We start from the raw sequence: 26,774 nt of genomic DNA, 5'->3' as shown, positions 1-26,774 counted from the left end.
TTTCAATGCCGCCGTGGAGGGTACGCACAGCTGGCTCGGCAAATTGGGGCAGACGCTTGCAGTTTGGGATCTGGCCAGTAACGCAGCCAGAGTTTAACGATACGCTGGGCAGCCTTTCTTCGGGCATAGCACGGCTTACTGCCTTTACAATCGCACGATTTGAGTGCCGTCGCAGGTGTTACGGGTGACAGCCTGAAACAGATCGAGGGGTACGCCCGCAGCAGTGCAAAGGCTTTCGGTATCGACGCCTCGCAGGCTGTCGAGGGCTACAAACTTCTGCTTTCGCAGTTGTTGCCTGAACTCGGGCAGATCAGGCCTTCCAGGCGATGGGTATCCGCATCGCCACCACCAGCAAACTGATGGGGATGGTGACGGCGCTGGCGGTGGCTCGGTGCCACCACCGCTGATCAACCAGTACGGCATGGCAGTTGACGACCCGATGAAAGCCAGCGTGATGGGTGCCTGCACCAGCCGGAACGTCATGGCCCTGCCAGTTTGCCGCGCAGCCCCGCCATCAAAGCGGCATTACAGCAGTGCGGTATGGCTGGCGAAAGCGTCAACGTCAGTTTTGAGGAAACGAACGCCGCCATTCAGGTACTTGACAAGGCGGGCAAGAAAGGTTCGGAGGGCGGCGTCGCCCTGCGTAACGTGCTGTCCACCCTTGCCGCAGGCCGCTTCCTGCCCGAAAAGACGCAGGAGGAACTGCAAAAGGCTGGCATCAACGTGTCTTCCCTGACAGATAAGACAAAGCCGCTGAAAGAACGTCTGGAAACGCTCAAACCGTTGCTGAAAGACGATGCGCTGCTGTCTCCTGCCCTGTTTGGCCGTGAAAACGCGAACGCCGCCCTTGCCCTGATAAACGGCACTGAAAGTTTGCAGGACTTCACGGACGCGGTTACAGGCACGTCCTCAGCTGAGGAACAGGCAGCCATCATCATGGAGAGTTACGCCGAACGTCAGGCGCGTATAAACCAGCAGTTCGAGGACTTCAAGATAAGCATTTTTCAGGCTATGGTGACCTCGGTATCTGGCTTTCACCCGACGGGCGCACTCGTTCCGCTTTCGCAGCTTATGCCGCTGCTTATCGGTATGGGCAACCTTATGACGTGGATAAAGGGTTTGCAGTGGGCGGCCATGTGGTCGCACATTCAGGGCTTCATTTATGCCGCCGTGGTAATGGCATTCATGAACCGTGAACTGATTACGGGGCAGTTCGCCTCCAACGGATTTTTAATCAACATCACTCTGCGCCATGTGGCTGGTGCTCTGGTTCGCCAGTGGGGATTTCAAGCCTCAAGGTCTGGGCGCGCTGGTTCTGTCCTTTGTCACGGGTGGGACAGCTTCGGCCACTTTCGCGAGTGTCGCCTCCGCCTCTTTTGGTGCGTTCAGTCTGGCGGCTGTTACCGCCTGCCGCGCGGTCAGTGTGGCCATCATGAACATCCCGATCATCGGGTGGATAGCCGCGGCCATTGCCGCCCTTGTCGCTCTGGGTGTTTACTTCTGGAACACGTCGGCGAAGTTCCGCGCTACCTTAAAAAGCCGCCCGGTGAGTTTTGTCGCCACGTTTAGGTACTGGGGATGGTGGAAACGTTTTTGCAGCATCGGCGACTGATAAAGGCTGCTTTCTCCCTCGACGGTAAGGGCATCAAGGACGCCATAAACAGGCTTAAAGGCGGTTTCGAGTTCGGCACGAACGTCGGCAAGGCGTTCTATGACGCCTATAACGCCGAAATGGCCGCCAGCAAGAAAGCGGGAGGAGGCCAAAAAGAAAGGCAAACCCGACCCGAACGCGGCAGGCGGGGAGGTTCCCACGGTGGACGCGCCGACTGTCACGTCACCCGACCCGACGGGCGGCAGCCTCGGAACTGTCGGCGGCGGCAAAAGCGACGGCAGCGGTAAAATCAGGAATATAACGGTCAATGTGGACAAGCTGGTGGAGCGTTTCGAGATACACACCACCAATCTGTCCGAAGACTTGGGAAAGGTCAAGGACATGGTGGGCGAAGCCCTGTTGTCCGCCCTTAACGACGTAAATTTGGCAATGTAGTATGACACCGATAAGTTTCATGTTCATAGCTGCGGGCGCGGCCACACAGGCGAAAGGGCTGCTGTACAGGATGCAACCCTCGCGCACGGGGCAAGCCCCTAATTGGGACGGCCACGGTGGCGGTATCACTCCGCACGAGGTCAGCAGCCCGATAACCGATAAAAGTTATTGGGAGGGGCGGTATGCGTTATGCGAAATGCACTGCGCGAGCAGACGGCCAGACGCTCGCCACCTACGACGTGGCGCCATCAGCCGCGCGAAAAACATCGTCACCACGCAGTATGGTCGGCATGGACGGCACGGTGAAAGAATACATCAACGAGGGCGACTACCAGATAAACATCGTTGTCGGTGTGGTCGCTGTCCGAGCGAGTCATCGCTGGACGAATACACCCGAAGACGGGCTGCGCGAGCTTCGCGCCTTTTTCGACGAAAAGGCGGCCATCGACGTGCACAGCGTCTTTTTAGAGATATTCGACATCGGTAGTATCGTGATAAAGAGTTTTTCTGTATCGCAGGACACGGCGAGCAACTACCAAAGCGCGAGCATTTCGGCCATGAGCGACGGGGATTATAACGTGTACAGTACAGAGTATTAAACAGTAATTAAACGGCATTCAAACGATGTACAGGCTGACGGCAAAAATAGAAATCACAGGCGCGAAGTCTTGGCGGCTTGAAAAGGTCACGGAGGTGGAAATCACCCGCGACACCGAAAAGTGACGGATGAATGCCGTCTGACATTGCCCAAAAAAATCAAGTGGGACGGTGCTGCCGAGATACCCGTGCAGCGCGGCGACGGGGTGAAAGTGTGGCTGGGCTACGACGGGGATTTGCAGTTGACCTTTGTGGGTTACGTGCGTGACGTAGGTTTTAAGACGCCCGTCGTTATTACCTGCGAGGACGAAATGTTCAAGTTGAAACAGATGCAGGCACAGAAGAAAGCCTACAAGAGCGTGAACCTTGAAACCCTGTTGAAAGAACAAGGCCTGAACTACCCGCTGCGCGTGATGGGTGAACAGAACCTCGGCCAGTACCGTGTCACGGCGGACACCGTGGCATCGCTTCTCGGCCACTTGCAGGAAAACGGCGTCCGCTCGTTCTTCCGCTACGAGGACGGCAGCCCCGTGCTTTATTGCAGTGTCCTGTTCGAGAGGGACAGCCGCCCGACGCAGGTTTTCGCCACGGGTGTAAATATCATCGACGACCGGAACCTGGAACAGCAAAAGGCTGAAAACATGCGGCTGCGCATCAAAGCGGTCAGCCTAATGCCGAATAACAAAAAAATCAGGGTGGAGGTGGGCGACGCCGACGGCGAACACCGTACCCTCCATACCTACAACAAGCAGGAAGCCGAACTCAAAGCGTGGGCGCAGCAGGAAATCAAGCGTCTTAAACGTGACGGCCTTACGGGCAGTTTCAAGACGTTCGGTTACAGTCTGCTCGATAAGCTGGACGCCATCGGCATCAAGATAGACGGCGAGAAAAAAGGTGTCTATCAGGTAAAGAAAAATATAATCAAATACGGCACGGGCGGCTTCCGTCAGGAAATCACGCTCGGCCAACGAGTAGAAGAATGAACAATATAAAAGAAACCATCAGGCAGTTGGCACAGGGCGGCCGCCAGAGCGCGAGCCTTGTCTGCACGGTGGACACCGTGGACAAGACGGCGCGCACGGTGGACTGCACGCCATTGGACGAAAGCGCGCCGCTTCTGGGCGTGAACCTGCAAGCCAATCAGGAAAGCACGTTCGGAGTGGTGACGTACCCGAAAGTGGGTAGTTATGTGGTTGTCGGTTTTGTGGCCGACGGTGCTGCGGGGGTGGTGTTGCTAACCGACGAAGTGGAAAGCGTCGAGGTGGTAATCAGTGGCGACACCGCCCGGATTTCAGCCGACAAAGACGGTGTGCGCGTGCTGATGGGCGACGATACCGGTGCGGAACTGACAACAGAGGGCATAACACTGAACAGCGGCGGCTTCGGCGGCACGGTTAAGGTCGAGCAGCTGACTGAACATTTCAACGCCATAGAGAATGACATCAACGAGTTGAAAAACATCTTTTCCGCATGGGTGGCCGTTCCGCAGGATGGCGGTGCGGCGTTATCCGCATTGACGGGGAACTGGGCGGGCAACCTGCTGACGCCTACACAGCGGGGTGATTATGAAAACGAAAAAGTGAAACACGGATGAACGGCATACTGATAGACGCGGAAAGTGGCGACCTGCTGATAGAGCGCGGCAGTGTCGTAATCGGTAACACTGACAGCCAGATTGTCGAGGGTGTCCTTATTGTCATGCGTGGCGAGTGGAAAGAATTTCCGCTTATTGGCGGCGAAGTGAAAAAAATGCTTGGCGGCGAGGTGGATGTCATGTGGCGGGGTCAGGTCAAAAAAAATGCTGGAGGCCTGCGGGCTTGACGTCCGGAAAGTGAGCATAACGGAAGATAACATTATAACAGTGGAATGATGGAAGTAACAGTAAAGGACAGACAGAGCCTGCTCGACATGGCCGTGGAGACTTCGGGCAGCATGGAAGCCGCTTTCAGGCTTTCCGAAGCAAACGGCATAAGCCTGACAGATACCTTGCAGGACGGGCAGGTTCTTGATACGGTTGCCGTCGAAAATGCCGACACGGTGCGCCGTTACAGTGTGCAGAACCTGCAACCCGCCACGGCATTGAGTGCGGACGAAATGGCCGCACTCGCACAGGAGGGCATCAACTTCATGGGAATAGAAATAGATTTTATTGTAAGCTAAATAATTGGGATATGGCAAGAACAATCTCGGACATAAAAGACAGTATGACGACCGACTTCATGCGCAATTCGGATGTTGCGCGCGCCTATGGTTTTGAGACGGGGACGGCTTTTTCCTCGCATTTCAGCAAGGTAAGCGTTGAGAGCCTGCTGTTCTATATCGTGGCTTGTGCCACATGGGTACTTGAAAACCTTTTTGACAGGCATAAAAAGGACGTGGAGGAACGCATCGAGGCTATCATGCCTCACCGCCCCAAATGGTACAGGGACAAGGTGCTGGGTTTCATAAAAGACAAAACCCTCGTTCCCGATACGGATCACTACGACACGGAGGGCATGAGTGACGGTGACATCGAGACCGCCCACGTGGTAAAATATGCCGCGGCCACAGAAAATGCCGATGCCTCCATCCTTACCATCAAGGTGGCGGGTGATGCCGGGGAAAGCGGCAGCCGCTCGATACCGATACGGAGGGGCAGCTTGCGGCCTACATTGCGGAAATAAAAGACGCCGGCGTGCGTGTGAACCTCGTAAACCGGCCTCCTGACGCATTCAATTGCGAGGCGGACGTATATTTTGACGCGATGCTGCTGTCCGAAAATGTCGAGACGGCCTGCCGTGAAGCCATTATCGCCTATATCGAAAACCTGCCTTTCAACGGTGAATACACCAACATGGCACTTGTGGATTGTCTGCAAGCCATCGACGGGGTGCGCATTGTCGAGTTGCGCGGGTCTGAAACGATGGTAAGCGGCGAGGGTACGCCCACGAAGATAAACGCCCGTTACACACCTGCGTCGGGTTATTTCAAAGCTGGAAATATCAAACTTAACATGACACCTTACAAATGAGCCTCTATGACCTTAAAATAAAACGTCTGGCGTTGCTGTTGCTGCCCACGCACTACCGCAGGCCTCTGATTGCCGCCTTTGCGCAAAGCATGGTGCAGGGTGTGAACATCGTTTACGGAAATTTCATGCGCTGGCGTCAGGATAAGCAATACAGGCTGTCGCATAACGGGCAGGTGTGCCACCTGCGTGCCGTCCTGAATGACACGTTCGACCCTGTGGAACGCCGTATTCTGGTGGAGGACGAATGGAGCGTGTCATTGCAGGGACAACGCATTTTCCAACGCGAGCAGGAGCGGTTCATACTGCTACCTTCGCATATCATGGGAACTGCTTTTATCCTTAACCGCCGCGGCTTCGGTGGTGTGAATGGTTACGATTTTTGGGTCACGGTACCGATAAGCCTGCGCGACCGGGTGGATGAAAATCGTATGAACGCAATCGTGGACACTTACAAACTTGCTTCAAAACGTTGGACTATAAACTACAAATAAAAAAGATAATGGATAAAATCACAGGTAATTACCTGACACAGGGAAACAAGGATTTTCCGCTGGACTGTGAGACGCTGGACGCCTTGCAGACCAATATCGCGCTTGTCGCTATATTGGGCAACATCGCCGGCGACAAAGTAATCCTGCGCGGCTGCGACCTTTCACAGGACGGCACAAAGCGTTCCGAGGGTTATGTATTTGTACGGACGGCGGCTTTTCCCGCCGGTGAAGTTTTGCGTTTCGAGGGCGGTGCGGTCGGCAGCGGCATGTATGTGAAACAAGAGGATATACCCGTGACGGCGCAAGGATACGATTATCCGAAAGCCTACACGAAACGGACGCTTGCCGCGGGTGTGGGCTATGAAAATTTCAGATGGGAGGACTTCAAGAATGTGCAGACTTCTGACGCACTTAATCAGGCTATTGCCGACCTGAAAGAAGACCTGCAAGAGGAGGCGGCAAAATTCACCCCCGCACCTTTGGGTATCGTGCTGCTATGGGCGGGAAAAACCGAGCCTGACGGTTACGCCCTTTGTGACGGGCGGCAATTAAGCACAAAGGACTATCCCGACCTGTACAAGGCTTTGGGTACGACCTTTAACAATGCTTACAGTGCCAACGGTACACGGTACACTACGACCAGCGGCTTTTTCCGTCTTCCCGATCTGCGCGGCCGTTTTGTCGTGGGCTACCACGACAGTGATAATGACTACAAGACGAAAGGCACGGCAGGCGGTGAGAAAAAACATGCCCTTACCATCAATGAAATGCCGAACCATGCGCATACGTTCAAGGATTATTATTATCCGGAAGCCCACGACGGCCAGAACTACGACACCATCGTGACGAACAACAATATCGGGTCAAATGATACGGATTATGACAACAAGCATCTGTTCTATTACAGGCATGACACGGAAGGCAAGGGCGGTGGTGCGCAACATGAAAACCGTCCCCCGTATTATGTTCTGGCTTATATCATGCGACTTAAATAAATAATATCACAATGGCTATCAGATTACGTTCAACATTAAAACAATGGTTCAAACGCGGAAAATACCCGATTGAAGAACAGTTCGCGGACTGGATAGACAGTTTTCTGCATAAGACGGAAGACAAACTGCCCCTTGCCAACGTGGAGGATCTCCCTGAACAGCTAAATGCGAAATACGACCACTCCTCCGGTGTGGCTTTGGAAAAAAGACACAGTATGCTGCGCACGGAGTTCGACCAACATACAGCCGTGGCCGAGAAAGAGTTCAGGCGCGTTTCGGACGACATGGACGACTTGCAAGCCACGGACATACGACAGCAGGCGGAGATCGACACGGCCAACGCCGATGCGGAAAGCCTGCGAGGGTGTCTGCACCCCACGGATCCCTGCGCTTCTCTGGAAAGCACGTTTTCCGCTTTGGGCGCGAATTACAGCACGTTATGGGCTTTGGCGAATACAATTAAGACCTTTTTGGAAGCAAAGGACACGGCCGACAGTACGATCAACCGATGGCGGGAGATGGAAGCGTTTCTCCAAGGGGTGACCGATGCGGAGACGCTGACCGGCATGCTGGAAGAACTACGGAAAACCATCGCGACCGCTTGTCACGAAGAAATAAGCGATGAGACAAAACGTGCCACCGATGCCGAGGAAGGCTTGAGAAAGACCCTCGAGAACCTGCGCGACTCGCTTGCCGACCGCAGCTACACGCTCGACTTCGGGCAGACGGGAGTCGCCATTCAGGATGTCAACATGGAGGCGTATGCGGTGACGATGAAAGAGGTGCGTCTGTTCAACGTGGCACACCTGTGGATAACCGCCGGGAACACGGTACGCCGGGAGGTCGATCCCGAAAACCCGCAGGCGATACTGATTGAACCGGGACAACTCGCCACATGGGAAATCCAACGCGTCAACGAAGCCGCGGCGGCCGTCGGAATAAGATGTGTGATGAGCCGGCCTCACCGGCGTGCCTCTGATGTATAATCTCTAAACCAATATCGAATGGAAATCAAAATAAAAGAAGGAGTGACGTGGCAGACAGACCCCCACACTTCGCAAACCGAATCCGCCATGAGGTGGATATACGAAGAAATCTATCCTCTTCTGGCCATGAATACCGAAGAAACGGGAAAGGTCATGCCTCAAACCGACCGGTTCGGGCGCCCCATAAGGTGGGTGATTGAAAATAAGGCGTGGCGTGTAACCATCCGCCGCGAGTATATCGACCCGCAACAACCCACATGGGGACGACGCGGGGATGTCATCAATGTGGAAACGGTGAAAGGAGGTGAGGAATGAGACCTTATTTGTGGCGGACACGAAACGCCCGGTGTGTCTATGTGGACTCATACGCGGGAAACGACCTCATCGGCACAGGAACCCCGGATAATCCCTATCAGACACTGGGAAAGGCGTATAGGGGACACGGAACCGCGGCGAAAGAAATCATCTGCCGAGGACGATTCTGCGAGGACATGTCCGATGGAGACCACGATACCCGCATACAAGGAGACTACATGGGAGCGGCCACATTCGACGGGCAAGACACCTATCTCATTCATGGCTTCACGCTGAATGACATCATCGTGGAGAATTGCGCGCCGGCCACCTACACCGCCATGATACGATACGGCGCATGGGGATATGCCGGGGTGGGACGTGCCTGGGGAGGATATTTCGGGTGGACGCAGCACTCATGGGGTGTGGGCGACCATAGCGTTATCATACGCAACTCACCCTTATACATGGGGTGCATCGGCGGGAAAAGAGGCATACACCATGTGGTGATAGACAGCCCCAAGATCTGCGGAGATAGGAAAATATGCTATGCGGGTAATGGAGAAGTGTCTCACTTCACTGTCCATAACGTCCCCATCGGACACCGTAGGCGGGAATCGTACGGCATCGAAATTATCCGTACAAGCATTCTTGCCCGGTGCGATTTCTACGCCGACGAACCGTTGCGTTTCGAGGAGTGCCTGTTCACTGCCGATTGCCGCTGGTTCCTCGACGGTGAGGAACTCATTACCGAAGCATCCGGGGGAGAAGCGCGACGTGACAGTCTGCTCGGGCAATGCCGCGGACGGGGTGTGAGAGAGGAACTCATGCCCGTGTTCACCCGCTGCATCTTCACAGCGCAAACGGCGGAAGAACTTTTTAACAATCCCGGAGCAGGTGATCTGACACTTCGAGCCGACAGCCCGGCCGCCAATCCCGCCGGATTCCTGCCGGGCATTACCGATTCCTATCTGGGTGCCTTGCCTCCCGCACTCTCCATACCCATCATGGATAACAGTATAGGTATAGCCGGCACATGGGACGAGCAGAGTGCGGCCGGCATACTCACCATTGTAGGCGGAGCCATCTGTCTGGATGAGACAAGCAGCGACACGGTGGGCGAAGTGCTCAGTAAAATCATCAGACTCGACACCGCACGGGCATCCGTTACCGGTATACTCGCATCGTTCACCTCCCTGTTCGGTTCGCACGGCATCGTACTCAACGACCGCCCCGTGACCGACCGCACATTCGCCCCCGGAGACCTCCTGCCGCAAGGCCGGTACGTAGTAGATGGAAACGTGGCATACCGCAACGCCGTTTATGTCACGGGAAACGTGCTGGCGGTTGACGAGGAGGGTACCACGTTCGTATCCGGGCTTAACGGCACGGATACGGGTACACTTCACACACTCGAAGACCCCAACATCGAAAACGTGTGCTACCTGCGCTCGACCCCCGTCATATTCTCCACGCTGCAGGCGGCAGACTCCCTGCAAAGCGGTGGTGTCTATCTCAACACGGGTGAGAGCCCCATCCGATACCGCGGACGGACCGTTGTGCCCGACGAGAGTTTCGTGGCGGCCAACGATACCGACACATTCATACCGCCCGCCGATGATCCCGAATACCGCATCGCCATCATGTTCGACGACACACGGGTGCCCGCACAGCCGTGGATACCCGCACAACTCTTCGGCGACTACTTTGTCTGCAAGTCCGGCGGCGTGGTACAGTATGATGATGACGGCATCCCCGTCTCCTCGGGTAACAACCGCTCCTATCAGCCTCAAAGCGATGGCGGATACGCCGAAAAACTGTGCAAGAGTGTGATGAACGACCGTTATTGCCAATTTAAAATAATAGCCCGTAAACAGTAAGCAATGAAACCGATCATCCGTACATTCTCAATTGGCGCATCACCGCGGACAGTCCGTGATGATTCCGCCATGCTGCGCGGTTTTGCGCTCCATGTCCACATGGCGACGGGGGATGAAGAAAGAAAAAACGGTATCATCCGCTCGTTCAACGTGCGGAGTGTGGCCCGATGCCATGCGCCGGAACAGTCACCGTATCTCTTGCGATCGTTCGTCGCTATCACGGCTCCACCCGACAACCCGCAGGAACCACTCATCGTGCGCCACCCGGCAAAAGGATCGTGAGGGAAATATTCATGAAACATTAAAACGCTATCAATATGCTGAATGATTAAAGAAAATCTGTTTGTCCTGAAACAAACCTCATCGCTCGGCGACCTGCTTATCAAACCCGTGACAAAGGAACTTGCCCGCCAAATGGTGCTTGAACACCATTATTCCCATAAATGGAACTTTGGCGGCTTTGGAGTGTTTAACTTCAGTATCTTCCGCGCCGATGAACCGGACAAATGCCTCGGTGTTGCGGTTTACGGTTACATGAAGAATCCCAAAGTAAGATTATTCCATCACCCGAGTCCGAAAGCGTGGATATGCGAATTAAACCGTTTGTGGATTGGCGACTGCCTCGGGAAGAATGCGGAAACCGTGCTAATTGCCGCCAGCATCAAGTTGATCCGCAAAATGGATGAGAATATCGTGGCTATACAAAGTTTCGCCGATGGTCGTTTAGGCTGCGGAACAATTTACAAGGCGGCCAACTTCAAATATTACGGCTTTCATTACACGCGTTTTCTGCGCAATAGGCGAACGGGCGAGTTTATCCATAACCAAATACTCACAAATACGACATCACCATCCGGCTACGTGCGTTCAAATGTAGCCTTCTTGCTTGGTGACCTGGATGTGTTCGTGGTGAAAACCTACCGTTACATTTATCCTTTGTGCAAGCATTTTCAGTTTAAGATGAAAGAAAAGCCTTATCCCGAATATGACAAAGGGATGGAACAAATAGAGTGGCAAAGAGACAGGCACAAGATAAAGGCAAACATTGTTCGCCTGCTTGATAAGCTGGTTACATAAAAGGCTTGCTAACGGGGCAAACCTATGCAAAACGATCTCTTAATTACTAAGCAAAGATAGTGGTTTTCTACGAATTGAACAAATAAAGTGCAGACAAAATGCAGATGAAAAACAACGTTTTTCGCGCTTTTTGCATATGTTCAAAAGGCATTTAATTACCGCTTGAATGGTGATTAAATGCCTTTGCTTTGATGGGCTGAAAAAATAGTGAAAATTGTACGTTTCGTTTTAGAAAATTGTACGTTTCGTTTTCGCGATTATAATCAACAGCAAACGAAACTTATTATGGAGAGACAAAATTTTGTTTAGCGAACAAGATATATCTGTCCACGAAGCGATTGAATGTGGATTATCGTTTATTCCACAACAACAAAAGTATGCTCTATTTTCAATAACACCATCAATATACCTTGAATCAAACAAAGTTATTGAAAAAGAAAAAAAGCAAGAATATAGCCGCAGATATTTGGATAAAATGAGAAATCAGGAATATGAAGAAAAACTTCAAATGTGGTGCAATATTTTATTTGAAAATAACAGAATATCATTCGATATTCCTGTAAACTCAAATAGCGGATTTAAATTTCAGTTATCCCCTAATCGTGGTTTCGCTGAAATACATTATAATGGACAAAATCATATTAGAATCGATACACCTCAAACATACAATACAAATCAGTCTATATATCATGGGATACAAATTGATGAGCCTAAACTTGAATTTGTAAACTCCATTATTAATAGGCCCTTCTATGATGACAATCCAATGAGAGGATTATCAAATCACAAGCCATATGACGCAAATCACTATGATATTTTCCCTCAAGATGTACGTCTTGGTATTGTATGTCCCGTTTCTTTTGCTAAAAAATTCAACACCTTTATTAAAAAGTTAAATACTACAATATTCACATCAAAATCTTCTGATTACATCCATGATTACATCGCTTTTAACAGCATTTATAATTGTAGATTGGATATTCCAGATATAAATTCTGAAAGGTGGATATCTACAACTGATAACCCTATAAATGCTGTGGAGCTAGTAAGATATATTTGCATGAGTTCTAAAAGCCTTGCAAAACATTTTCCGGGAATTGTAATAACCATATTTATACCAAACTCTTGGAGTAATTATAGGCAGTTTTATCATAACGGAGAATTTTTTGATTTACACAATTACATTAAAGCATTTGCTGCCCAACATAATTTCACAACTCAAATTATAGAAGAGAACACTCTATACGACAAAATGGAATGTGAGATAGCATGGTGGTTGTCATTGGCTTTATTCGTAAAACTCTAAGAACTCCTTGGACATTAGCAGACTTAGACACAAATACCGCTTATGCGGGGATTGGTTACAGTATAAAAAAACGTCCTAACGGAAAGACAGAGGTTGTTCTTGGATGTAGCCACATATATAATGCACAAGGACAAGGATTAAGATATAAACTATCAAAAGTTGACCATCTTCAATTTGATAAAAAGAAAAATCCGTATTTAAATTTTGAAGAAGCATATAAGTTTGGAATGGATATTCTTAATCTATTCCAATGTGCAATGGATAAACTTCCTCAAAGAGTGGTAATTCATAAACGTACTCCATTTAGAGAGGAAGAAATCGAAGGGATAACAAATGCATTAAAACAAGCAGGAATCACTAAAATAGATTTGATAACAATTACACAAGAATACAATATAAAATTTATTGCTCAAAGAATTAGCAACAGACAATTAACATCAGATTGGTATCCTATAGATAGAGGTACTTGTATTAAATTATCAGGAAGAAATGCCTTATTATGGACTCATGGAGTAGTTCCATCTATAAAAGAAAACAGAAGGTATTATCAAGGAGGCCGCTGTATACCATCACCACTAAAGATAACTAAATATTATGGTCATGGTGACTTGGCAACTATTGCCAAAGAAATTATAGGATTCACTAAAATGAATTGGAACTCATTTAATTTATATACAAAATTGCCAGCAACAATAGATACTTCTAACACTCTTGCTCAAATAGGAAATCTATTGAGAGATTACAATGGCATCACATATGATTATCGTTATTTCATATAAAAATTTAGGAATGATTAACTTCAACGAATACATCCAACAAGGTGAGCCACAAAAGCGTGAAAAAGGCTATGCCTGGCAAACAGCAATAGGACTTCAGGCGGTAGATGGCTTAAAACCCTCTGAATATCTCATTGAAACAGCTCGTAAGCATATTGAAGGGGATATAACGATTGATGAAGTACAACAACTTATCAATAGTTACTATGAATCAAAAGATGTTCGTACAGAAAAGGATAACAAAACAGAGGAAGCGGACAAGGTATCAGCCAATATTACCAAGCTATTGAATGAGCGTTCATTTGCTTTTACCGTAGCTGGACTAACCGCCATACATCGAAGAATATTCAATGGTGTATTCAAGTTTGCCGGACAAATTAGAGATTACAATATTACCAAAAAGGAATGGGTGCTTCGTGGTGATACCGTATTCTATGTCTCCGCTCCAGACATCCGCAGAGCCATAGAATATGACTTCGAACAAGAAAAGGCGTTTGATTATACCGGATTGGACATTTATCAAATAGTCAATCATATCACCCAATTTGTATCCGGGTTGTGGCAGATTCATCCGTTTGGGGAAGGTAATACCCGAACTACAGCAGTGTTTATCATTCAATATTTACGTTCAATGGGATTCAATGTTGAAAATGACCTTTTCGCTAAACATTCTTGGTATTTCCGTAATGCTTTAGTAAGAGCCAATTACCAAAACATCCAAAAAGGGATAAAAAGGGATTCTATGTATTTGGAACGATTCTTTCGTAATCTATTGATGGAAGAGGTAATGAATTAAGAAATCGTTTTTTGATCGTCAATACTCCTGAAAACATAGTGGTCTCCACCCCGACAAGCACCCAGACAAATTCATATAATCTATTGCAGATAGATAACGAGAATATCTGTCGCTTAATAACAGCTATTGCAAACAACAAATTATCCGTCAAAGAAATGATGGCTGCCGTAGGATTAAAGGATCGTGAAAATTTTATGGAATATTCACTTAATCCAGCCATAAAAGAGGGATTTGTTTCTATGCTCCACCCTGACAAGCCTCGCCATCCCCGCCAGAAATACCTTCTGACAGTTAAAGGCTTGACCGTCTATAATTCTAATAATACTACAAGATGATGGAAGAAAATAACATATTCCCTATCCACCTTGGTTTTGAGCAGATAAAGATATCCAACATTTTACTATATAACACATATTAAGGCATTAGACTAATTGCTGGATAAGCAATCACCTATCACAAAACTATACGTTTGCTTGGGTCAAAGCCATTGGTTGTATGTTCATTTTGAAAGACATATCCCATTTGATTACAAACCACCTTTGTACCATTTATTTCAACATCAATATTGGTATGTGAATGACCATAAATCCATGCATCAATATCGTTATCGGATATAAGTCTGCTCAAATCGGTGGCAAATGCACTATTCAACACAGATCCCTTATGATGATTGGCTACCACCTCCAATGTCGGAAGATGATGTGTCACAACCACAATGTGTCTTGCGGTACTTTCTGCCAGACTTTGCTTGATGAAATCCAAACAGAAAGTATGCATCTGGTTGAATTCTTCTGTCTGAAGCAGTTTCCCGTGATACATTATCTGTCGAAAATCATTCATGCCTTTCCACACAAAATATTCATCAACAAGAGAAATTTGAGACCACAAAGTACTCATGATAAAATCTGTGTCATCTATCCGTATCACTTGATTCTGATAATACCCGACATTTTCCTTGAACATCCATTTCCACTGTAATCCCCTATCCATCACATCACAATAATTGTAATATTCATGGTTTCCGGGAACAATAAGTACCTGACGATAATTGGCTGATGCCCATTTCCAAAAATTCGTCAAAGGCTCAATCTTATTCTTTAAATAAAATATATCACCTGCAAGTACCAGTATGTCTCCCATCACAGGCAATTCATTATGTTGCAACCACCTACTGTTATCACTAAACTCCAAATGCAGGTCGCTCATATATTGTATCTTCATTTTACTTTCCTCCATCTTCTATTTGCTTATTTATAGTTCTCTTAACCTGTTCAAATGATACAGGTGTGAAGTTGTTGTTATCTACCCCGACATCATACTGTGTCGGATAAAGGTACTGAAGCCGAAAGGCATCAACTCCGGTATTATTCTTTCTTGTATGCACATGACCAAACAATTGCCACACATCTTTGTATCCGCCATCAAAACACAGAAACGGATAATGATTCAAATATATTTTCTGCTTGTTCACTTCTATGTGCATTTGCATTGCTACATGTTCAAATCTATCGACATAGCCCTGACGCATATTCTTCAAATCGTGGTTGCCCATAATCAGATATATCTTGCCGTTCAGTCTGTCAAGTATTTTAGTCCATTCAGCGGAACCTCCAAGACAAAAGTCACCCAAGTGAAAAACAATATTATTCTGCCCAACCGTATTATTCCAATTGGAGATAATAGTTTCATTCATCATTTCCACATCCTTAAACGGTCTGTTACAGAAACGAATGATATTCCCGTGATAAAAGTGTGTATCAGATGTAAAGAACACCTTGCTACCATCAAATTTGTAATTCATTTCTTCTCAATTTATGTGCGTCACTGCACGTTAATAATCAAGTTATCAAGTACCCATCAGACGGAAACGACAGAGGAGCATCACAAAGACAACTACCACAAATGGGTATAAAACAAAATAGTTGGAAAGTTTGGTAAGGACTCCCCAACTATTTCTGCTCTATTCTAAATCAAAGTACAGTAAAATGTACCTTATTATGTTCGTTGGAAAGTATTTACAAAACGAGGTTCAATGTCGAAGACATGAACATCCGACACAAACTCAGGGCGTTTATTACCCCAAATTGTGACCTTTGATAATATGTTCATTCTATTTCTCAGCATTGTTAGTTTTCATATTGTTTCAAAATCGGTGTAAAATTAGCCAATAAATCCCATATCTCGCATCACCTTTATTAAAATTCTTTATACCACTTTTAATAGCCTTTTTACCTGTATACCACACATATAATTCAGATATTATATCAGAAAAGAGATAACAATACTTTAAGGTACATCCTGCGTCTCACGTTACTTTTATACCACATGATATACCACTTCATGGGCTTCCGTCAGTTGAGGAACCTCCAGTTTATCCAACATCTTATCCAATACAGATTCAGAAAGTGCATATTCCCTACTTTTATTTTGCTGACGCCAAATGTGGTATGGTTGTTCCAAATAGACTATCTTTACTTTTGCACCATAATCAACAAACAAATCAATCAGTTGGGCACGCATCAGACGAGTTATGTTAGTAGCATTCCAAACAAAGTCCTGTCCTTTGCGAAGATACGTTCTGGCTTCCTCTTTCGCAGTTTGCACCACCCATCCATTCGCAAACTTATCCGTGGGACTCAATTTGTGTTTTCGACGAATGATGTCCAAACTCACCACCGGAACATCTATGCCAGCTGATTGAATATAATAATCTTTCCCCATTCCCGGAAGTCCCGACAACATTGTCACTTCACATTTAAACTGCTCGTGAGGGATATAATCAATATAACTGCCTTCAGTATGGAAGTAATGAAAACGTGCATAATCAGTGGCAAAATCTCTCGGTTTCTTCCAACAATCCTGTTCACGGCAGAAAATCTCAAACAGCTCCAATGCTTCCAGCAGTTCGTTCTGATCTTCACAAATACGTCCTCTGATATCAGCGTCGGCCAACATCTTCAGCAATGAAGTATCTACCCGTAAAGAAGCTTCACATAGTTTCTTTACAGGGTCAGGTCTCTCCATCAACCAAACAGGCAATCCATGATACCGAACTAAAGATACAATCTGTTCCCGGATATGGAATGGAACAAGGCAATCCCGGTATAAAATAGTACGGGCAGTGTACTCTCCTTTTCTGGCGTGTCCTTTAGCAGATACCCGCCCCTTTCCTTCATTCACGGAAGTTGAACGTTTTTCAACATCATGCAACAAGGCAGATGTCCAAATGATTTCCTTCTCCAAAGTAGAAAGAGAATGATAAGCAGAAGACTGCTGCAATGCCTTCAATACCATACGGGTATGTTCGGCTACACTGCCCTCCGCATGATAGCGAATATCCTGCGGAACAGTATTCATTTCGCGTACCCACCCGAACTGTTGTTCGAGTGAACACCACGATTTATCTTCTATCAATTTCCAATTCATCTTTATTTCTCCTTTTCATTATTAAACTCCCAAACAAGCGGAGCGCGCTTCCAGTTACGTGTCCAATGCTCGTCTGTTCTAACATGTCCTTTTCGCACATACTTAAACACATTATGTGCAAATTCGCTTACCGGATATTCCGCGATATTGCGGCTGACTACTCCTTCACGACTACAAGGCTCTTTCATCCACGGATCACAAGAGCCGAAGATAGCCGGTTCTTGTGACATACGGATGATTTCCTGTTTTAAAAGTTCCGGTGTCAAACCGGAAACAGGCTCTATCTTCAACTCCGGAACAGTAGGAAAGTCAAATAAAGCTGCATAAAACTTTACTTCTTCCCATGACAGCCACTGATCCATACAACGGACTGCAAAGACATAAAAATGCGTTTCTAATCGCTGATATTCTATGGAATGAACAGCATATAGATTCTCTCCAAAGATTTCTATATCACCCAAATCATTCTTTATCAATTCCCAACGCTCACGCAATTGCCTCGTCCAGGGGGAAGTAGTGGGAGCAACATGCGAACGGGCAAAGACACCCCACTGACTTAAACAATTATTCTCTCCATCCAGCTTCTCGGTATGCACCAATGTTCGAATCCGTTGGATGTCCTCCCAATACGTATGGTTAATCCGGTCGTCACTAGTCGTTCCGGGAGAGAATGGATAGTGATAAGTACGACCATATTTCTCTGACATCATTTTCTTCTTTTTAATTAAATACTAAATTCTTCCCACATAGTTAAATGAGTGACTCCTGAATCACCTTCACCGGATTTCCCCGTTTCAGATGATTGTGATTGTCCCAGTTCTCCTGTGCCTGAATCATTGCCTGCTCCATCGTCCAGGACGAGAGTTTCACCAACAAACGTTCCGTTGCCAGTTTCTTATTCTGCCATTGCGAGCGTTGGTCGGAAGCTACCACACTCATTCCCGTAGGAATATGCACCGCACGGACTGCCGACTCTGTCTTGTTGACGTGTTGTCCGCCAGGTCCCGAGGCACGCAAGGTTTCGTAACGAAAATCTCGTTCCGTAACCTCCTGATTCTCGGACAAGACAAATGAATGAACACTGACAAACCAGTTTTTCCGTTTGTGATAAATGCGATACGGACTTTGAGCTATCCATTGCACAGTTCCTTCCCATTCATCCACTACTTCACCACAAGCCACTCCTTGGAGGGAAATGACAACTGAGAGCAATGTCCGGTTCACCGGACCTACTTTCCGCTCTATCATTTCCACCTTCAATCCTCTCGCTTGCGCTTGTCTCACTATTCTTTCGAACACCAATGCCACTACCCGGCAACACTCGGCAGGTCCCCTACCGGAAGTGATCTGTAAATATACTTTTTCTTTCATCATATCACTCCTTATTCATTCGAACGATGCGAGGCATAAATTTACCCTGCACCTCTACCAGTGTCTCCTGAGTATACATCACTCTGTCAATGTACTTATATGCCAGTGGCATTTCTTCCACGCTCCCGCCAATCAAAGTCACTCCCGCCTGCGACAGCTGCTTCCTCAAAGCCGATTGCGTAAAACTATCTTTTGCTTTCTGACGGGACATCGCCCTACCGGCTCCATGAGAAGCCGAATTCAACGCTTCTTCCGCCCCTTTGCCACAAACCAAATAACCCGGGGTGGCCATACTTCCGGGAATAAATCCCGCTTGTCCCTTTTGCGCCGGAGTAGCCCCTTTACGATGGACGATTGCCATACGTCCCGATGTTATTTCCTCTCTCCAAGCAAAGTTATGATGATTGTTGACATTAGCGAGCGGCTTCAACCCTAATGCTTTCGCCAAATTCAAATGAATCCGTTCATGACAGGCACGGGCATAATCGCCTGCCAAATTCATACTCATCCAATACTCCTGCCCTGCTTCAGTGTTTAAATCCAACCAAGCAAAATGCTGCGCTTCACGTGGAAGCCTGCACACCTCACATGCCAACAGACTGTAATGTTTGGCAATGGCAGCTCCCAAACCTCGTGAACCGGAATGTGATAACAATGCCAGATAATTTCCTTCCGGAAGATTCAACACATTATTTTCTTGCAGAGCGATCTCTCCGAACTCTACAAAATGGTTACCACCACCGGAACTCCCCAGTTGACGTACTGCCTTTCCATGCAAATCCCTCAACAAAGGAGTCAAACGGAATTCTTCCCTATCCAACACCTCATGTTCCTGTTCAAAACCCAATCCGCCATCCATACCGAAATGAGTAAAATCCTTCAAGGCTTCTTTCATCTGACAGATATATCGTTTCAGGAAGTCAGCGCTAGCATCAAATACCGTCATACTCATTCGACAGCCGATATCAACCCCTACTGCATACGGAATCACCGCATTATCCGTAGCAAGCACTCCACCGATAGGTAACCCGTATCCGGCATGAGCGTCAGGCATCAATGCTCCGGCTACCGTTACGGGTAAGCGCATAGCCAAGTTCATCTGTTGTTTAGCAAGCGTTTCGATAAATTTACCTCCATAGGTTTTATACATCAACGGCTCGTCCAATAAATCATAAGCTATCAACTCTTTCGCTATTATAGTAGGCGAAAGGCGTTCGGCCAGCTTATTCCAAATTTCGTTATTTTTGTAAGATTCGGGATGCTCGAGTATATCGCTCAATGTCATTTCAATCTGTTCTTTAGTGTCGTGTTTGCAATGTTTGCTCACAATGTCCACTACCAGACTACGGGCAACATTATCCCGGTATCCCAGTTTGCTTAAATCTTTTAATCGTATTCCCATACTCTTTTTTCGTTCGCATACAGCATTCCCTATCGACCTCATCGGCAGACGATAATGCAATACACGTGATACCAATGCTTTTGGATATGGATATGAAATACCCACCATCGCATTGAAGTGATTAATTTAAAATATAAAAAGGATTGCAGGACTAATCAACCATTACCGCTTGTTAGTAGATTTGCGGTCAATATAAGAACCATAGGTTCAATGTAAAAACAATAAATTGCAAAGCCTCATCATCCCGACAAGACAACTTAGTCCTAATTTTGATAATATTATAACTCCAACATAATTAATACCCTTTCCATCTGTTTTTAAAGGGTGAATACTCATTTTATCGCGGCAAAAGTAGTGTTTATTTTTATTTCCTCCAAAGAATAATAGAGAAATTTTAGTGTTCAATCACGGTTCTCATTTAAGATAAAAATATAGCCATACTGCCCCTTATCCGGTCCAATGCGAGCCGGGTAATTGGTTGATGTTTGTCTGTCAGTCAATTATCTTTATCGGACGCGGGATATATTACCGCTTTTACCGTAAAGAGGGAGATTTGTCGCTTGAACAACAGGAATATATTCGTAGGATTTTTCGTCAGAAAGGAATAGCGGAGGAACCTACATCCGATTCCTACACAAAAGAATATATTTATGGTAATTATCTGCCATCTGCAACAATTTCGTTGTATCTAATTGAAATATAATGGCTTATGGCGTTGCAGATACCTGTTGCAGATATGTTGCAGGTCAAGTATCTGCAACATATCTGTTTTAGCTCATGATGGTCTGACAACATGATAAACTACTCTTTCAATCCCACAAGTAAACTCGTATGCTATTTTGTGTTTGTTGTTACTTCAGCAAACCACTCTGTTTCAATATGGTGGAACACTTTGTTTCAATATGGTGGAACACTTTCAAAGCGCTGAACACTTTGTTTCAATATGGTGGAACACTTTGTTTCAAAGCGCTGAACACTTTGTTTCAACACGGTGAACACTTTGTTTCAACACGGTGAACACTTTGTTTCAAGGCGCAAAACACTTTGTTTCAAGGCGGGGAAACTGTAGTTTCAAGCAGGGAAACTAATAGTTTCAAGGCTTTATCCAGGTGATAGGTGACTTATACGGTTTCCAATCACCCATACTTCTTGTCTCACTATCACAGTTAACGCCTATTTTTACGATTCTCCGATGATCAGGCTGATAAGGAATAGCACATCCTTTGAGATAAGATAGCCACTTGGATAAAGTGTAAAACAGAGAAACGACGAAGGTATCACACGGATCCCTCATTTAACGGTACACACGATTCTGGAAGAACTTAGCAAAGAATATAACAGACTACAAGAGAAAACAGTTCCGGGAGTTACTGCAGCAAATTATATTTTTAAAGTCCTTTCGTTATCACCGGAAGCCCGAAGAATCCTTTCTGCAAAGTCAGTATCTTTGTTTTGCCTTGCCGAGTCTTATTATAGGTAGAAAGTGATACGTGTAACGTTTCCACGGTTCCATTCTCAAAAGCCACCTGTAAATAATATTCCTTATGCACACCATCCGACACATAACGCCACTTACCTACCCGCCGTGTCTTCTTATACGTCTTCTGAAGTTTCTTCTGTACAACAACTTTTTCGTCCTGCGTGGAAGCAGGATCCGCCAGACAATAGTTTCCCACCAAAAACAATGCATAGCTGAAAGCTCCCACACAAACCAGATGACAAAGCAGATTGAGAGATTTATTACTTCTTGCCGTCAACCATGTCCACTTTTTATAAAAAGGAAATGTAAGAATAGCAATCACCAAAGCCACCCCGACAGGTATCCACCAACTGACCAACGTATCCTCATAAACAGCATAACCGATGGCACACGAAACAATAACTATAAAAAGCATCAGTACACGAAGCACCTTAATAAATACCGGTTTCATAATATTGCAGTTTATGCCTGCAAATATACGGAATTAATCAGATAAAAGAGAAAATCTCGCCATCAAATCAATATTGTCCTAAATAAATTTTGAGCATGAGCTAACTGACTATACTGTTAAGTATAGCCTCGAGAGTTCAAAATCAATCCCCCCTAATCGTTTTCGATGGTTTCGGGAGGTGGTGTAAATGGTTGATCAAGCCATTTTTGGAGGTCGATTTTGGTAAATGTGTTCAGCCGGAGCGTGACCACAAGGTTAGCCAATGCCCATTTGTATCTTGCGATGTGCTTTAGCCATGTCAGAATCAGCATTGTAGTCATAGCAGTCCATATTTGGGTCTCTACGGCATTGCGGGATGTGCCGATAAAGCTCTTGATGCGTAGCAGTTGCTTGAGGTTGCGAAAGAAGATTTCTATGTTCCACCGAGCCTTGTACAGAGCCGCTATGCTTGATGCTGCCAATGTGAAGTTGTTTGTGAGTAACTCAATTTCAAAACCGTGTTCATCGTTCCATACTGCGATGCGACGTAAACGTTTGGGATATTTGGATTTGGCCGCCGAGAGTTCGAACTCGATTATTTCGTCAATAAGTACATTCTGAGCGTGTTTTTCAGGCAAAGGCAACTCCTCTATGGCTTTGTACCGGATATTGTCTTTATGACGCACTACAAAGAACACGTTGCTGCTGTCCCAATTATTCAGCAATGAGTAGTCACAGTAGCCTCGGTCGGCTACTACAATACTATACGGATGTAACTCAATATCAAAAGCAGCTTTGTTGTCGGTGGTTTTGCCATCGGTGATATTCACGAACTCCGGCAAAAGACTGTCATAGTCCAATAGCGTGTGCATCTTGACCGCCCCCTTGGTGGTAGTGTAATGTGCCCAGTCATATATTGACAGAGTCAATGACACCAATGTGGAGTCGAGCAGTTTTATCGGCATCTTGAAACGGAACTTTCTTCGTTGCCATAGGGCTTGCTGTCCGAAATACTGAAACAACGAGTAGAATATGCCGCGAAAAACCGAACTGTCTCGGTTGGCGTTCTGATATGCTACCGTTGACTTGGATGGTGCACGGTTGATTCCCAAATGATTGAGGTTGCCGGTGGCTGATTTCAGCCCGTTTGAGATATCTCTGACTGAATCACATCCTGAGAATTGGCTGAAAATCATGCTAACAAACTGACTCCATGTATTGTAGCCCTTGCAATGCTTGTCTGACCCCGAAGATTTTATGATTTTCCTGATATTTTCTTTCGGGAGATGTGATATTACCTGTGCGAAAAGTGTTATATTTGCCATAGGAAGTAGATGAGTTGGTAGCTTGCTACTAAGGTAGTCATTTTACCTTAGTTCTACTTCCTTTTTATTTGTTCCCCCCAATTTATTTAGGACAATATTGCCATCAAATAGCAAACGGTGGATTCCGCTCCCTGATTCAAATCGATGTTATTTTCTTCTAATCTGTCATAACATCCACGGTAACCAAATTGTAAACAATCTAGTGCAAATAATTGAGTAAATGTATATTCGGTATTTGCATCTCAACTTATCACCTTGTTTATCGATATAAAAACAACGAACACTTTGCCACATCCAAGGCTTCACATATTTATCCAATGTATTTCTTTCCCTAATATAAGTCGCTTTGGTTTTACCATCTTTGAAAGGAAGAACGAAAGTAAAATACGGTTCAAGGTTCAATAATAACATTCCACAATGTATCGGCAAATCCCATCAGCCCTTCATCTCTTAATAATGTATCCCCACTATTTTTCTACTGATCCTGAAAAATAGAATGAAAATAAAGGGCATAAAAAAAGGCTATCTATCCCAGACAGCCAATCTTTTTTATTAACCTTAAATCTAATACTATGAAAAACATGTTGCAAAGATACGTACTTTCCACATATCTCCAAATTTTCGGAGTAAAGAGGCATATCTTATAACATGGTTTAATAAAACAAACAGATTCGTTAACATTTAACATAACTCCACCGGATATTAACGAATATCCGAAGGAGTAGATTCAGGGATTATTCATATCGACATTTCACTGTAAAACAAACCATTCACGCCCTTCGAGTGTTTATTATCATATAAACGAATTTTACACGATATGAGCACCAAAGAACAATACTGGAAATATTCCCTCATTGTCATCATCCTGTTTATGGGAGTCATCATCTTCCGCCAAATCACTCCTTTCTTGGGGGGATTACTGGGAGCACTCACCATCTACATTCTAGTACGCGGACAGATGAATCATCTGGTAGAAAAACGAAAGCTGAAACGAAGCATCAGCGCACTGCTGATTACCACAGAAACGATTTTCGTCTTTCTTATCCCTTTGGGATTGACTGTCTGGATGGTGGCAAACAAATTACAGGACATCAATCTGGATCCACAAACCTATATTGCACCTATTCAACAGGTAGCAGAATTCATCAAAGAGAAAACAGGATACGATGTATTGGGAAAAGATACGCTTTCATTCATCATGTCCATACTTCCCCGTATCGGACAAATTATAATGGAAAGCATCAGCAGCCTTGCCATCAACCTGTTCGTCATGATCTTTGTGCTTTACTTCATGCTGATCGGAGGAAAAAAGATGGAAACTTATGTCAATGACATTCTGCCATTTAATGAAACCAATACGCAGGAAGTCATTCAAGAAATCAATATGATTGTCCGTTCCAATGCCATCGGTATTCCCTTACTGGCTATCATCCAGGGAGGCGTGGCTATGATAGGCTATCTGCTTTTCGGAGCACCCAACATACTGATGCTGGGATTCCTGACCAGCTTTGCAACTATCATTCCGATGGTAGGCACAGCATTGGTATGGTTTCCCGTAGCCGCTTATCTTGCCATCAATGGAGACTGGTTTAACGCCATCGGGCTTTTGGGCTATGGAGCTATCATTGTATCGCAATCAGACAATCTCATTCGGTTCATCCTCCAAAAGAAGATGGCGGATACACATCCGCTTATCACTATTTTCGGAGTAGTCATCGGCTTGCCTATATTCGGGTTTATGGGAGTCATCTTCGGTCCGCTGTTGCTTTCATTATTCTTTCTTTTTGTGGATATGTTTAAGAAAGAATATCTCGACCTGCGAAATAACCTCCCATCGAGATAACGGAACTACCAAAAAATTGTGTACTTTTGCAGCTGTAAAAACGACACTAAAATTTGATGGAAACATTTACATTCAATACTGTCGAACTGATTCTTTTATCAGCGGCAGGTATTCTTTTTATCATTCAGCTCATTTATTATTTCAGTCTGTACAACCGGATACATCTCCACAATAAGGCTGTAGGCAAAGAAGAAGAAACACATTTCACACGAGAACTGCCTCCACTTTCCGTGATTCTCTGCGCACGCAATGAGGCTGAAAATCTTCGTAAAATTCTACCTGCTATTCTGGAACAGGACTATCCGCAATTTGAAGTGATTGTCATCAATGATGCTTCCACAGATGACACCGAGGATATACTGGGAGTGATGGAAGAAAAATATCCTCATCTTTACCATAGTTTTACGCCCAAAAGTGCACGTTATATCAGTCATAAGAAACTGGCTCTAACGTTGGGTATCAAAGCCAGCAAACATGATTGGCTGGTATTTACGGAAACAAACTGTATGCCCGCCAGCAACCAGTGGTTAAAACTGATGGCACGTAATTTCACTCCACAGACTCAAATCGTGTTGGGATATAGCGGATACGACCGCACAAAGGGATGGTTGCACAAACGTACTTCATTCGATACTTTATTCCAGTCTTTGCGTTATCTGGGATTTGCTCTAGCCGGAAAACCTTATATCGGTATCGGACGCAACCTGGCTTACCGGAAAGAACTATTCTTTCAACAGAAAGGTTTCTCCAAATACCTGAATCTGCAACGTGGAGAAGATGATTTATTCATTAATGAGCTAGCTACCTCCTCCAATACCCGTGTAGAAACGGACTTCAACGCTACCACACGAATACAACCCGTATATCGCTACAAAGATTGGAAAGAAGAAAAAGTCAGCTATATGGCTACTGCCAAATTCTACCATGGAATACAGCGTTACCTCCTGGGATTTGAGACCTTCTCCCGCTTGTTATTCTATATTGCCTGTATCGCAGGTATTGCATTCGGGATTCTAAATTTCCACTGGTTGGTAGCAGGTATCGCATTTCTGATCTGGCTACTGCGCTTTACGGTACAAGCTGTCATTATCAATTGCACGACCAAAGAAATGGGGGGAGGACGAAAATACTATTTCTCATTACCTGTTTTCGACCTGATCCAACCTGTACAGTCATTAAAGTTCAAACTCTGCCGTTTCTTCCGGGGAAAAGGGGATTTCATGAGAAGATAGGAAAAAGAGG

General features: G+C 45.9%; 29 protein-coding genes and 1 pseudogene. 21 read left to right on the top strand and 9 right to left on the bottom strand.

Annotated elements, in window-relative coordinates:
• Nucleotides 1-540: 540 nt before the first annotated feature.
• The 14 genes from AB9N12_RS14790 to AB9N12_RS14725 all read left to right on the top strand — a co-directional run bounded on the left by AB9N12_RS14790 (nucleotide 541) and on the right by AB9N12_RS14725 (nucleotide 10,300).
• On the top strand, nucleotides 541-1,569 hold the full coding sequence (locus tag AB9N12_RS14790; RefSeq protein WP_369892763.1) for a phage tail tape measure protein: 1,029 nt from the start codon (nucleotides 541-543) through the stop codon (nucleotides 1,567-1,569).
• 142 nt (nucleotides 1,570-1,711) lie between these two features.
• The gene (locus AB9N12_RS14785) at nucleotides 1,712-2,047 is read left to right on the top strand and encodes a hypothetical protein (protein ID WP_369892762.1); all 336 of its coding nucleotides are present in this window, start codon (nucleotides 1,712-1,714) and stop codon (nucleotides 2,045-2,047) included.
• Nucleotides 2,048-2,229: 182 nt separating this feature from the next.
• A complete protein-coding gene (locus AB9N12_RS14780) occupies nucleotides 2,230-2,646 on the top strand; it encodes a DUF6046 domain-containing protein (RefSeq protein WP_369892761.1) in 417 nt (138 codons plus the stop codon).
• Between the two features lie 144 nt (nucleotides 2,647-2,790).
• Nucleotides 2,791-3,627 (top strand): hypothetical protein, encoded by an 837-nt coding sequence (locus tag AB9N12_RS14775; RefSeq protein ID WP_369892760.1) that lies wholly within the window; start codon nucleotides 2,791-2,793, stop codon nucleotides 3,625-3,627.
• A complete protein-coding gene (locus tag AB9N12_RS14770; protein ID WP_369892759.1) occupies nucleotides 3,624-4,238 on the top strand; it encodes a hypothetical protein in 615 nt (204 codons plus the stop codon). Before AB9N12_RS14775 ends, AB9N12_RS14770 begins: the two co-directional genes overlap by 4 nt.
• A complete protein-coding gene (locus tag AB9N12_RS14765; RefSeq protein ID WP_369892758.1) occupies nucleotides 4,235-4,465 on the top strand; it encodes a hypothetical protein in 231 nt (76 codons plus the stop codon). Before AB9N12_RS14770 ends, AB9N12_RS14765 begins: the two co-directional genes overlap by 4 nt.
• 45 nt (nucleotides 4,466-4,510) lie before the next feature.
• A complete protein-coding gene (locus AB9N12_RS14760) occupies nucleotides 4,511-4,804 on the top strand; it encodes a hypothetical protein (RefSeq protein WP_369892757.1) in 294 nt (97 codons plus the stop codon).
• An 11-nt stretch (nucleotides 4,805-4,815) separates the two neighbouring features.
• On the top strand, nucleotides 4,816-5,307 hold the full coding sequence (locus AB9N12_RS14755; RefSeq protein WP_369892756.1) for a hypothetical protein: 492 nt from the start codon (nucleotides 4,816-4,818) through the stop codon (nucleotides 5,305-5,307).
• Nucleotides 5,308-5,318: 11 nt separating this feature from the next.
• A complete protein-coding gene (locus AB9N12_RS14750) occupies nucleotides 5,319-5,654 on the top strand; it encodes a hypothetical protein (protein WP_369892755.1) in 336 nt (111 codons plus the stop codon).
• The gene (locus AB9N12_RS14745; protein ID WP_369892754.1) at nucleotides 5,651-6,145 is read left to right on the top strand and encodes a hypothetical protein; all 495 of its coding nucleotides are present in this window, start codon (nucleotides 5,651-5,653) and stop codon (nucleotides 6,143-6,145) included. The genes AB9N12_RS14750 and AB9N12_RS14745 overlap by 4 nt, the downstream gene beginning before the upstream one ends.
• A gap of 8 nt (nucleotides 6,146-6,153) precedes the next feature.
• A complete protein-coding gene (locus AB9N12_RS14740; protein ID WP_369892753.1) occupies nucleotides 6,154-7,140 on the top strand; it encodes a tail fiber protein in 987 nt (328 codons plus the stop codon).
• Nucleotides 7,141-7,151: 11 nt separating this feature from the next.
• Entirely contained in the window at nucleotides 7,152-8,126 is a 975-nt protein-coding gene (locus AB9N12_RS14735) for a hypothetical protein (RefSeq protein ID WP_369892752.1), read from the top strand.
• Nucleotides 8,127-8,144: 18 nt separating this feature from the next.
• On the top strand, nucleotides 8,145-8,441 hold the full coding sequence (locus AB9N12_RS14730; protein WP_369892751.1) for a hypothetical protein: 297 nt from the start codon (nucleotides 8,145-8,147) through the stop codon (nucleotides 8,439-8,441).
• Entirely contained in the window at nucleotides 8,438-10,300 is a 1,863-nt protein-coding gene (locus AB9N12_RS14725) for a hypothetical protein (protein ID WP_369892750.1), read from the top strand. The genes AB9N12_RS14730 and AB9N12_RS14725 overlap by 4 nt, the downstream gene beginning before the upstream one ends.
• Here the strand turns inward: AB9N12_RS14725 and AB9N12_RS14720 are convergent.
• On the bottom strand, nucleotides 10,264-10,602 hold the full coding sequence (locus AB9N12_RS14720) for a hypothetical protein (RefSeq protein WP_369892749.1): 339 nt from the start codon (nucleotides 10,600-10,602) through the stop codon (nucleotides 10,264-10,266). The two genes, AB9N12_RS14725 and AB9N12_RS14720, sit on opposite strands and share 37 nt — an antisense overlap.
• Before the next feature lie 22 nt (nucleotides 10,603-10,624).
• On the opposite strand from AB9N12_RS14720, the gene AB9N12_RS14715 reads away from it, so the two are divergent.
• From AB9N12_RS14715 to AB9N12_RS14700, 4 genes and pseudogenes are all read left to right on the top strand, one after another.
• The gene (locus AB9N12_RS14715) at nucleotides 10,625-11,377 is read left to right on the top strand and encodes a hypothetical protein (protein ID WP_369892748.1); all 753 of its coding nucleotides are present in this window, start codon (nucleotides 10,625-10,627) and stop codon (nucleotides 11,375-11,377) included.
• Nucleotides 11,378-11,678: 301 nt separating this feature from the next.
• Nucleotides 11,679-12,683: a hypothetical protein gene (locus AB9N12_RS14710; protein WP_369892747.1), complete on the top strand. Its 1,005-nt coding sequence runs from the start codon at nucleotides 11,679-11,681 to the stop codon at nucleotides 12,681-12,683.
• Nucleotides 12,647-13,462 carry a hypothetical protein gene (locus AB9N12_RS14705; protein WP_369892746.1) on the top strand — a complete coding sequence of 272 codons (816 nt, stop codon included), beginning with the start codon at nucleotides 12,647-12,649 and terminating at the stop codon, nucleotides 13,460-13,462. The genes AB9N12_RS14710 and AB9N12_RS14705 overlap by 37 nt, the downstream gene beginning before the upstream one ends.
• Before the next feature lie 10 nt (nucleotides 13,463-13,472).
• Nucleotides 13,473-14,590 (top strand): annotated as a pseudogene (locus tag AB9N12_RS14700) (Fic family protein).
• A 118-nt stretch (nucleotides 14,591-14,708) separates the two neighbouring features.
• Here the strand turns inward: AB9N12_RS14700 and AB9N12_RS14695 are convergent.
• The 6 genes from AB9N12_RS14695 to AB9N12_RS14670 all read right to left on the bottom strand — a co-directional run bounded on the left by AB9N12_RS14695 (nucleotide 14,709) and on the right by AB9N12_RS14670 (nucleotide 20,454).
• A complete protein-coding gene (locus tag AB9N12_RS14695) occupies nucleotides 14,709-15,476 on the bottom strand; it encodes a metallophosphoesterase (RefSeq protein ID WP_369892902.1) in 768 nt (255 codons plus the stop codon).
• Nucleotide 15,477: 1 nt separating this feature from the next.
• Nucleotides 15,478-16,056: a metallophosphoesterase gene (locus tag AB9N12_RS14690; protein WP_369892745.1), complete on the bottom strand. Its 579-nt coding sequence runs from the start codon at nucleotides 16,054-16,056 to the stop codon at nucleotides 15,478-15,480.
• A gap of 515 nt (nucleotides 16,057-16,571) precedes the next feature.
• Nucleotides 16,572-17,681: an AAA family ATPase gene (locus AB9N12_RS14685; RefSeq protein WP_369892744.1), complete on the bottom strand. Its 1,110-nt coding sequence runs from the start codon at nucleotides 17,679-17,681 to the stop codon at nucleotides 16,572-16,574.
• 2 nt (nucleotides 17,682-17,683) lie between these two features.
• Complete coding sequence (locus tag AB9N12_RS14680) at nucleotides 17,684-18,391, bottom strand: RNA ligase family protein (RefSeq protein WP_369892743.1); 708 nt, start codon at nucleotides 18,389-18,391, stop codon at nucleotides 17,684-17,686.
• A gap of 40 nt (nucleotides 18,392-18,431) precedes the next feature.
• Nucleotides 18,432-19,052: a peptide chain release factor H gene (gene prfH / locus AB9N12_RS14675; protein WP_369892901.1), complete on the bottom strand. Its 621-nt coding sequence runs from the start codon at nucleotides 19,050-19,052 to the stop codon at nucleotides 18,432-18,434.
• Nucleotides 19,053-19,056: 4 nt separating this feature from the next.
• A complete protein-coding gene (locus AB9N12_RS14670) occupies nucleotides 19,057-20,454 on the bottom strand; it encodes an RtcB family protein (protein ID WP_369892742.1) in 1,398 nt (465 codons plus the stop codon).
• Between the two features lie 481 nt (nucleotides 20,455-20,935).
• On the opposite strand from AB9N12_RS14670, the gene AB9N12_RS14665 reads away from it, so the two are divergent.
• Nucleotides 20,936-21,157 carry a DUF6078 family protein gene (locus AB9N12_RS14665; RefSeq protein ID WP_369892900.1) on the top strand — a complete coding sequence of 74 codons (222 nt, stop codon included), beginning with the start codon at nucleotides 20,936-20,938 and terminating at the stop codon, nucleotides 21,155-21,157.
• Nucleotides 21,158-21,842: 685 nt separating this feature from the next.
• On the opposite strand, the gene AB9N12_RS14660 is transcribed toward AB9N12_RS14665, so the two are convergent.
• Both AB9N12_RS14660 and AB9N12_RS14655 read right to left on the bottom strand, forming a co-directional pair.
• Nucleotides 21,843-22,385 carry a hypothetical protein gene (locus AB9N12_RS14660; RefSeq protein ID WP_369892741.1) on the bottom strand — a complete coding sequence of 181 codons (543 nt, stop codon included), beginning with the start codon at nucleotides 22,383-22,385 and terminating at the stop codon, nucleotides 21,843-21,845.
• A gap of 152 nt (nucleotides 22,386-22,537) precedes the next feature.
• Nucleotides 22,538-23,689 (bottom strand): IS4 family transposase, encoded by a 1,152-nt coding sequence (locus AB9N12_RS14655; RefSeq protein ID WP_369888970.1) that lies wholly within the window; start codon nucleotides 23,687-23,689, stop codon nucleotides 22,538-22,540.
• An 817-nt stretch (nucleotides 23,690-24,506) separates the two neighbouring features.
• Between AB9N12_RS14655 and AB9N12_RS14650 the strand changes: the two genes are divergently transcribed.
• Both AB9N12_RS14650 and AB9N12_RS14645 read left to right on the top strand, forming a co-directional pair.
• Complete coding sequence (locus AB9N12_RS14650) at nucleotides 24,507-25,532, top strand: AI-2E family transporter (protein ID WP_369892740.1); 1,026 nt, start codon at nucleotides 24,507-24,509, stop codon at nucleotides 25,530-25,532.
• 56 nt (nucleotides 25,533-25,588) lie between these two features.
• The gene (locus AB9N12_RS14645; protein ID WP_369892739.1) at nucleotides 25,589-26,764 is read left to right on the top strand and encodes a glycosyltransferase; all 1,176 of its coding nucleotides are present in this window, start codon (nucleotides 25,589-25,591) and stop codon (nucleotides 26,762-26,764) included.
• Nucleotides 26,765-26,774 lie beyond the last annotated feature (10 nt).

It is taken from the genome of Bacteroides sp. AN502(2024) (assembly GCF_041227145.1).
Taxonomy (GTDB): domain Bacteria; phylum Bacteroidota; class Bacteroidia; order Bacteroidales; family Bacteroidaceae; genus Bacteroides.
The sequence above is the reverse complement of the archived record's forward strand: the minus strand, read 5'-3'. Positions and strand labels throughout refer to the sequence as shown.

Excerpts from the sequence above, each read along its gene's own strand:
- AB9N12_RS14790 (WP_369892763.1), top strand. The coding sequence starts at position 541 with ATGGCTGGCGAAAGCGTCAACGTCAGTTTTGAGGAAACGAACGCCGCC.
- AB9N12_RS14785 (WP_369892762.1), top strand. The coding sequence starts at position 1,712 with ATGACGCCTATAACGCCGAAATGGCCGCCAGCAAGAAAGCGGGAGGAG.
- AB9N12_RS14780 (WP_369892761.1), top strand. The coding sequence starts at position 2,230 with ATGCGTTATGCGAAATGCACTGCGCGAGCAGACGGCCAGACGCTCGCC.
- AB9N12_RS14770 (WP_369892759.1), top strand. The coding sequence starts at position 3,624 with ATGAACAATATAAAAGAAACCATCAGGCAGTTGGCACAGGGCGGCCGC.
- AB9N12_RS14765 (WP_369892758.1), top strand. The coding sequence starts at position 4,235 with ATGAACGGCATACTGATAGACGCGGAAAGTGGCGACCTGCTGATAGAG.
- AB9N12_RS14760 (WP_369892757.1), top strand. The coding sequence starts at position 4,511 with ATGATGGAAGTAACAGTAAAGGACAGACAGAGCCTGCTCGACATGGCC.
- AB9N12_RS14755 (WP_369892756.1), top strand. The coding sequence starts at position 4,816 with ATGGCAAGAACAATCTCGGACATAAAAGACAGTATGACGACCGACTTC.
- AB9N12_RS14745 (WP_369892754.1), top strand. The coding sequence starts at position 5,651 with ATGAGCCTCTATGACCTTAAAATAAAACGTCTGGCGTTGCTGTTGCTG.
- AB9N12_RS14740 (WP_369892753.1), top strand. The coding sequence starts at position 6,154 with ATGGATAAAATCACAGGTAATTACCTGACACAGGGAAACAAGGATTTT.
- AB9N12_RS14735 (WP_369892752.1), top strand. The coding sequence starts at position 7,152 with ATGGCTATCAGATTACGTTCAACATTAAAACAATGGTTCAAACGCGGA.
- AB9N12_RS14730 (WP_369892751.1), top strand. The coding sequence starts at position 8,145 with ATGGAAATCAAAATAAAAGAAGGAGTGACGTGGCAGACAGACCCCCAC.
- AB9N12_RS14725 (WP_369892750.1), top strand. The coding sequence starts at position 8,438 with ATGAGACCTTATTTGTGGCGGACACGAAACGCCCGGTGTGTCTATGTG.
- AB9N12_RS14720 (WP_369892749.1), bottom strand. The coding sequence starts at position 10,602 with ATGTTTCATGAATATTTCCCTCACGATCCTTTTGCCGGGTGGCGCACG.
- AB9N12_RS14715 (WP_369892748.1), top strand. The coding sequence starts at position 10,625 with ATGATTAAAGAAAATCTGTTTGTCCTGAAACAAACCTCATCGCTCGGC.
- AB9N12_RS14705 (WP_369892746.1), top strand. The coding sequence starts at position 12,647 with ATGGTGGTTGTCATTGGCTTTATTCGTAAAACTCTAAGAACTCCTTGG.
- AB9N12_RS14695 (WP_369892902.1), bottom strand. The coding sequence starts at position 15,476 with ATGAAGATACAATATATGAGCGACCTGCATTTGGAGTTTAGTGATAAC.
- AB9N12_RS14690 (WP_369892745.1), bottom strand. The coding sequence starts at position 16,056 with ATGAATTACAAATTTGATGGTAGCAAGGTGTTCTTTACATCTGATACA.
- AB9N12_RS14685 (WP_369892744.1), bottom strand. The coding sequence starts at position 17,681 with ATGAATTGGAAATTGATAGAAGATAAATCGTGGTGTTCACTCGAACAA.
- AB9N12_RS14680 (WP_369892743.1), bottom strand. The coding sequence starts at position 18,391 with ATGATGTCAGAGAAATATGGTCGTACTTATCACTATCCATTCTCTCCC.
- prfH (WP_369892901.1), bottom strand. The coding sequence starts at position 19,052 with ATGAAAGAAAAAGTATATTTACAGATCACTTCCGGTAGGGGACCTGCC.
- AB9N12_RS14670 (WP_369892742.1), bottom strand. The coding sequence starts at position 20,454 with ATGGGAATACGATTAAAAGATTTAAGCAAACTGGGATACCGGGATAAT.
- AB9N12_RS14665 (WP_369892900.1), top strand. The coding sequence starts at position 20,936 with ATGTTTGTCTGTCAGTCAATTATCTTTATCGGACGCGGGATATATTAC.
- AB9N12_RS14660 (WP_369892741.1), bottom strand. The coding sequence starts at position 22,385 with ATGAAACCGGTATTTATTAAGGTGCTTCGTGTACTGATGCTTTTTATA.
- AB9N12_RS14655 (WP_369888970.1), bottom strand. The coding sequence starts at position 23,689 with ATGGCAAATATAACACTTTTCGCACAGGTAATATCACATCTCCCGAAA.
- AB9N12_RS14650 (WP_369892740.1), top strand. The coding sequence starts at position 24,507 with ATGAGCACCAAAGAACAATACTGGAAATATTCCCTCATTGTCATCATC.
- AB9N12_RS14645 (WP_369892739.1), top strand. The coding sequence starts at position 25,589 with ATGGAAACATTTACATTCAATACTGTCGAACTGATTCTTTTATCAGCG.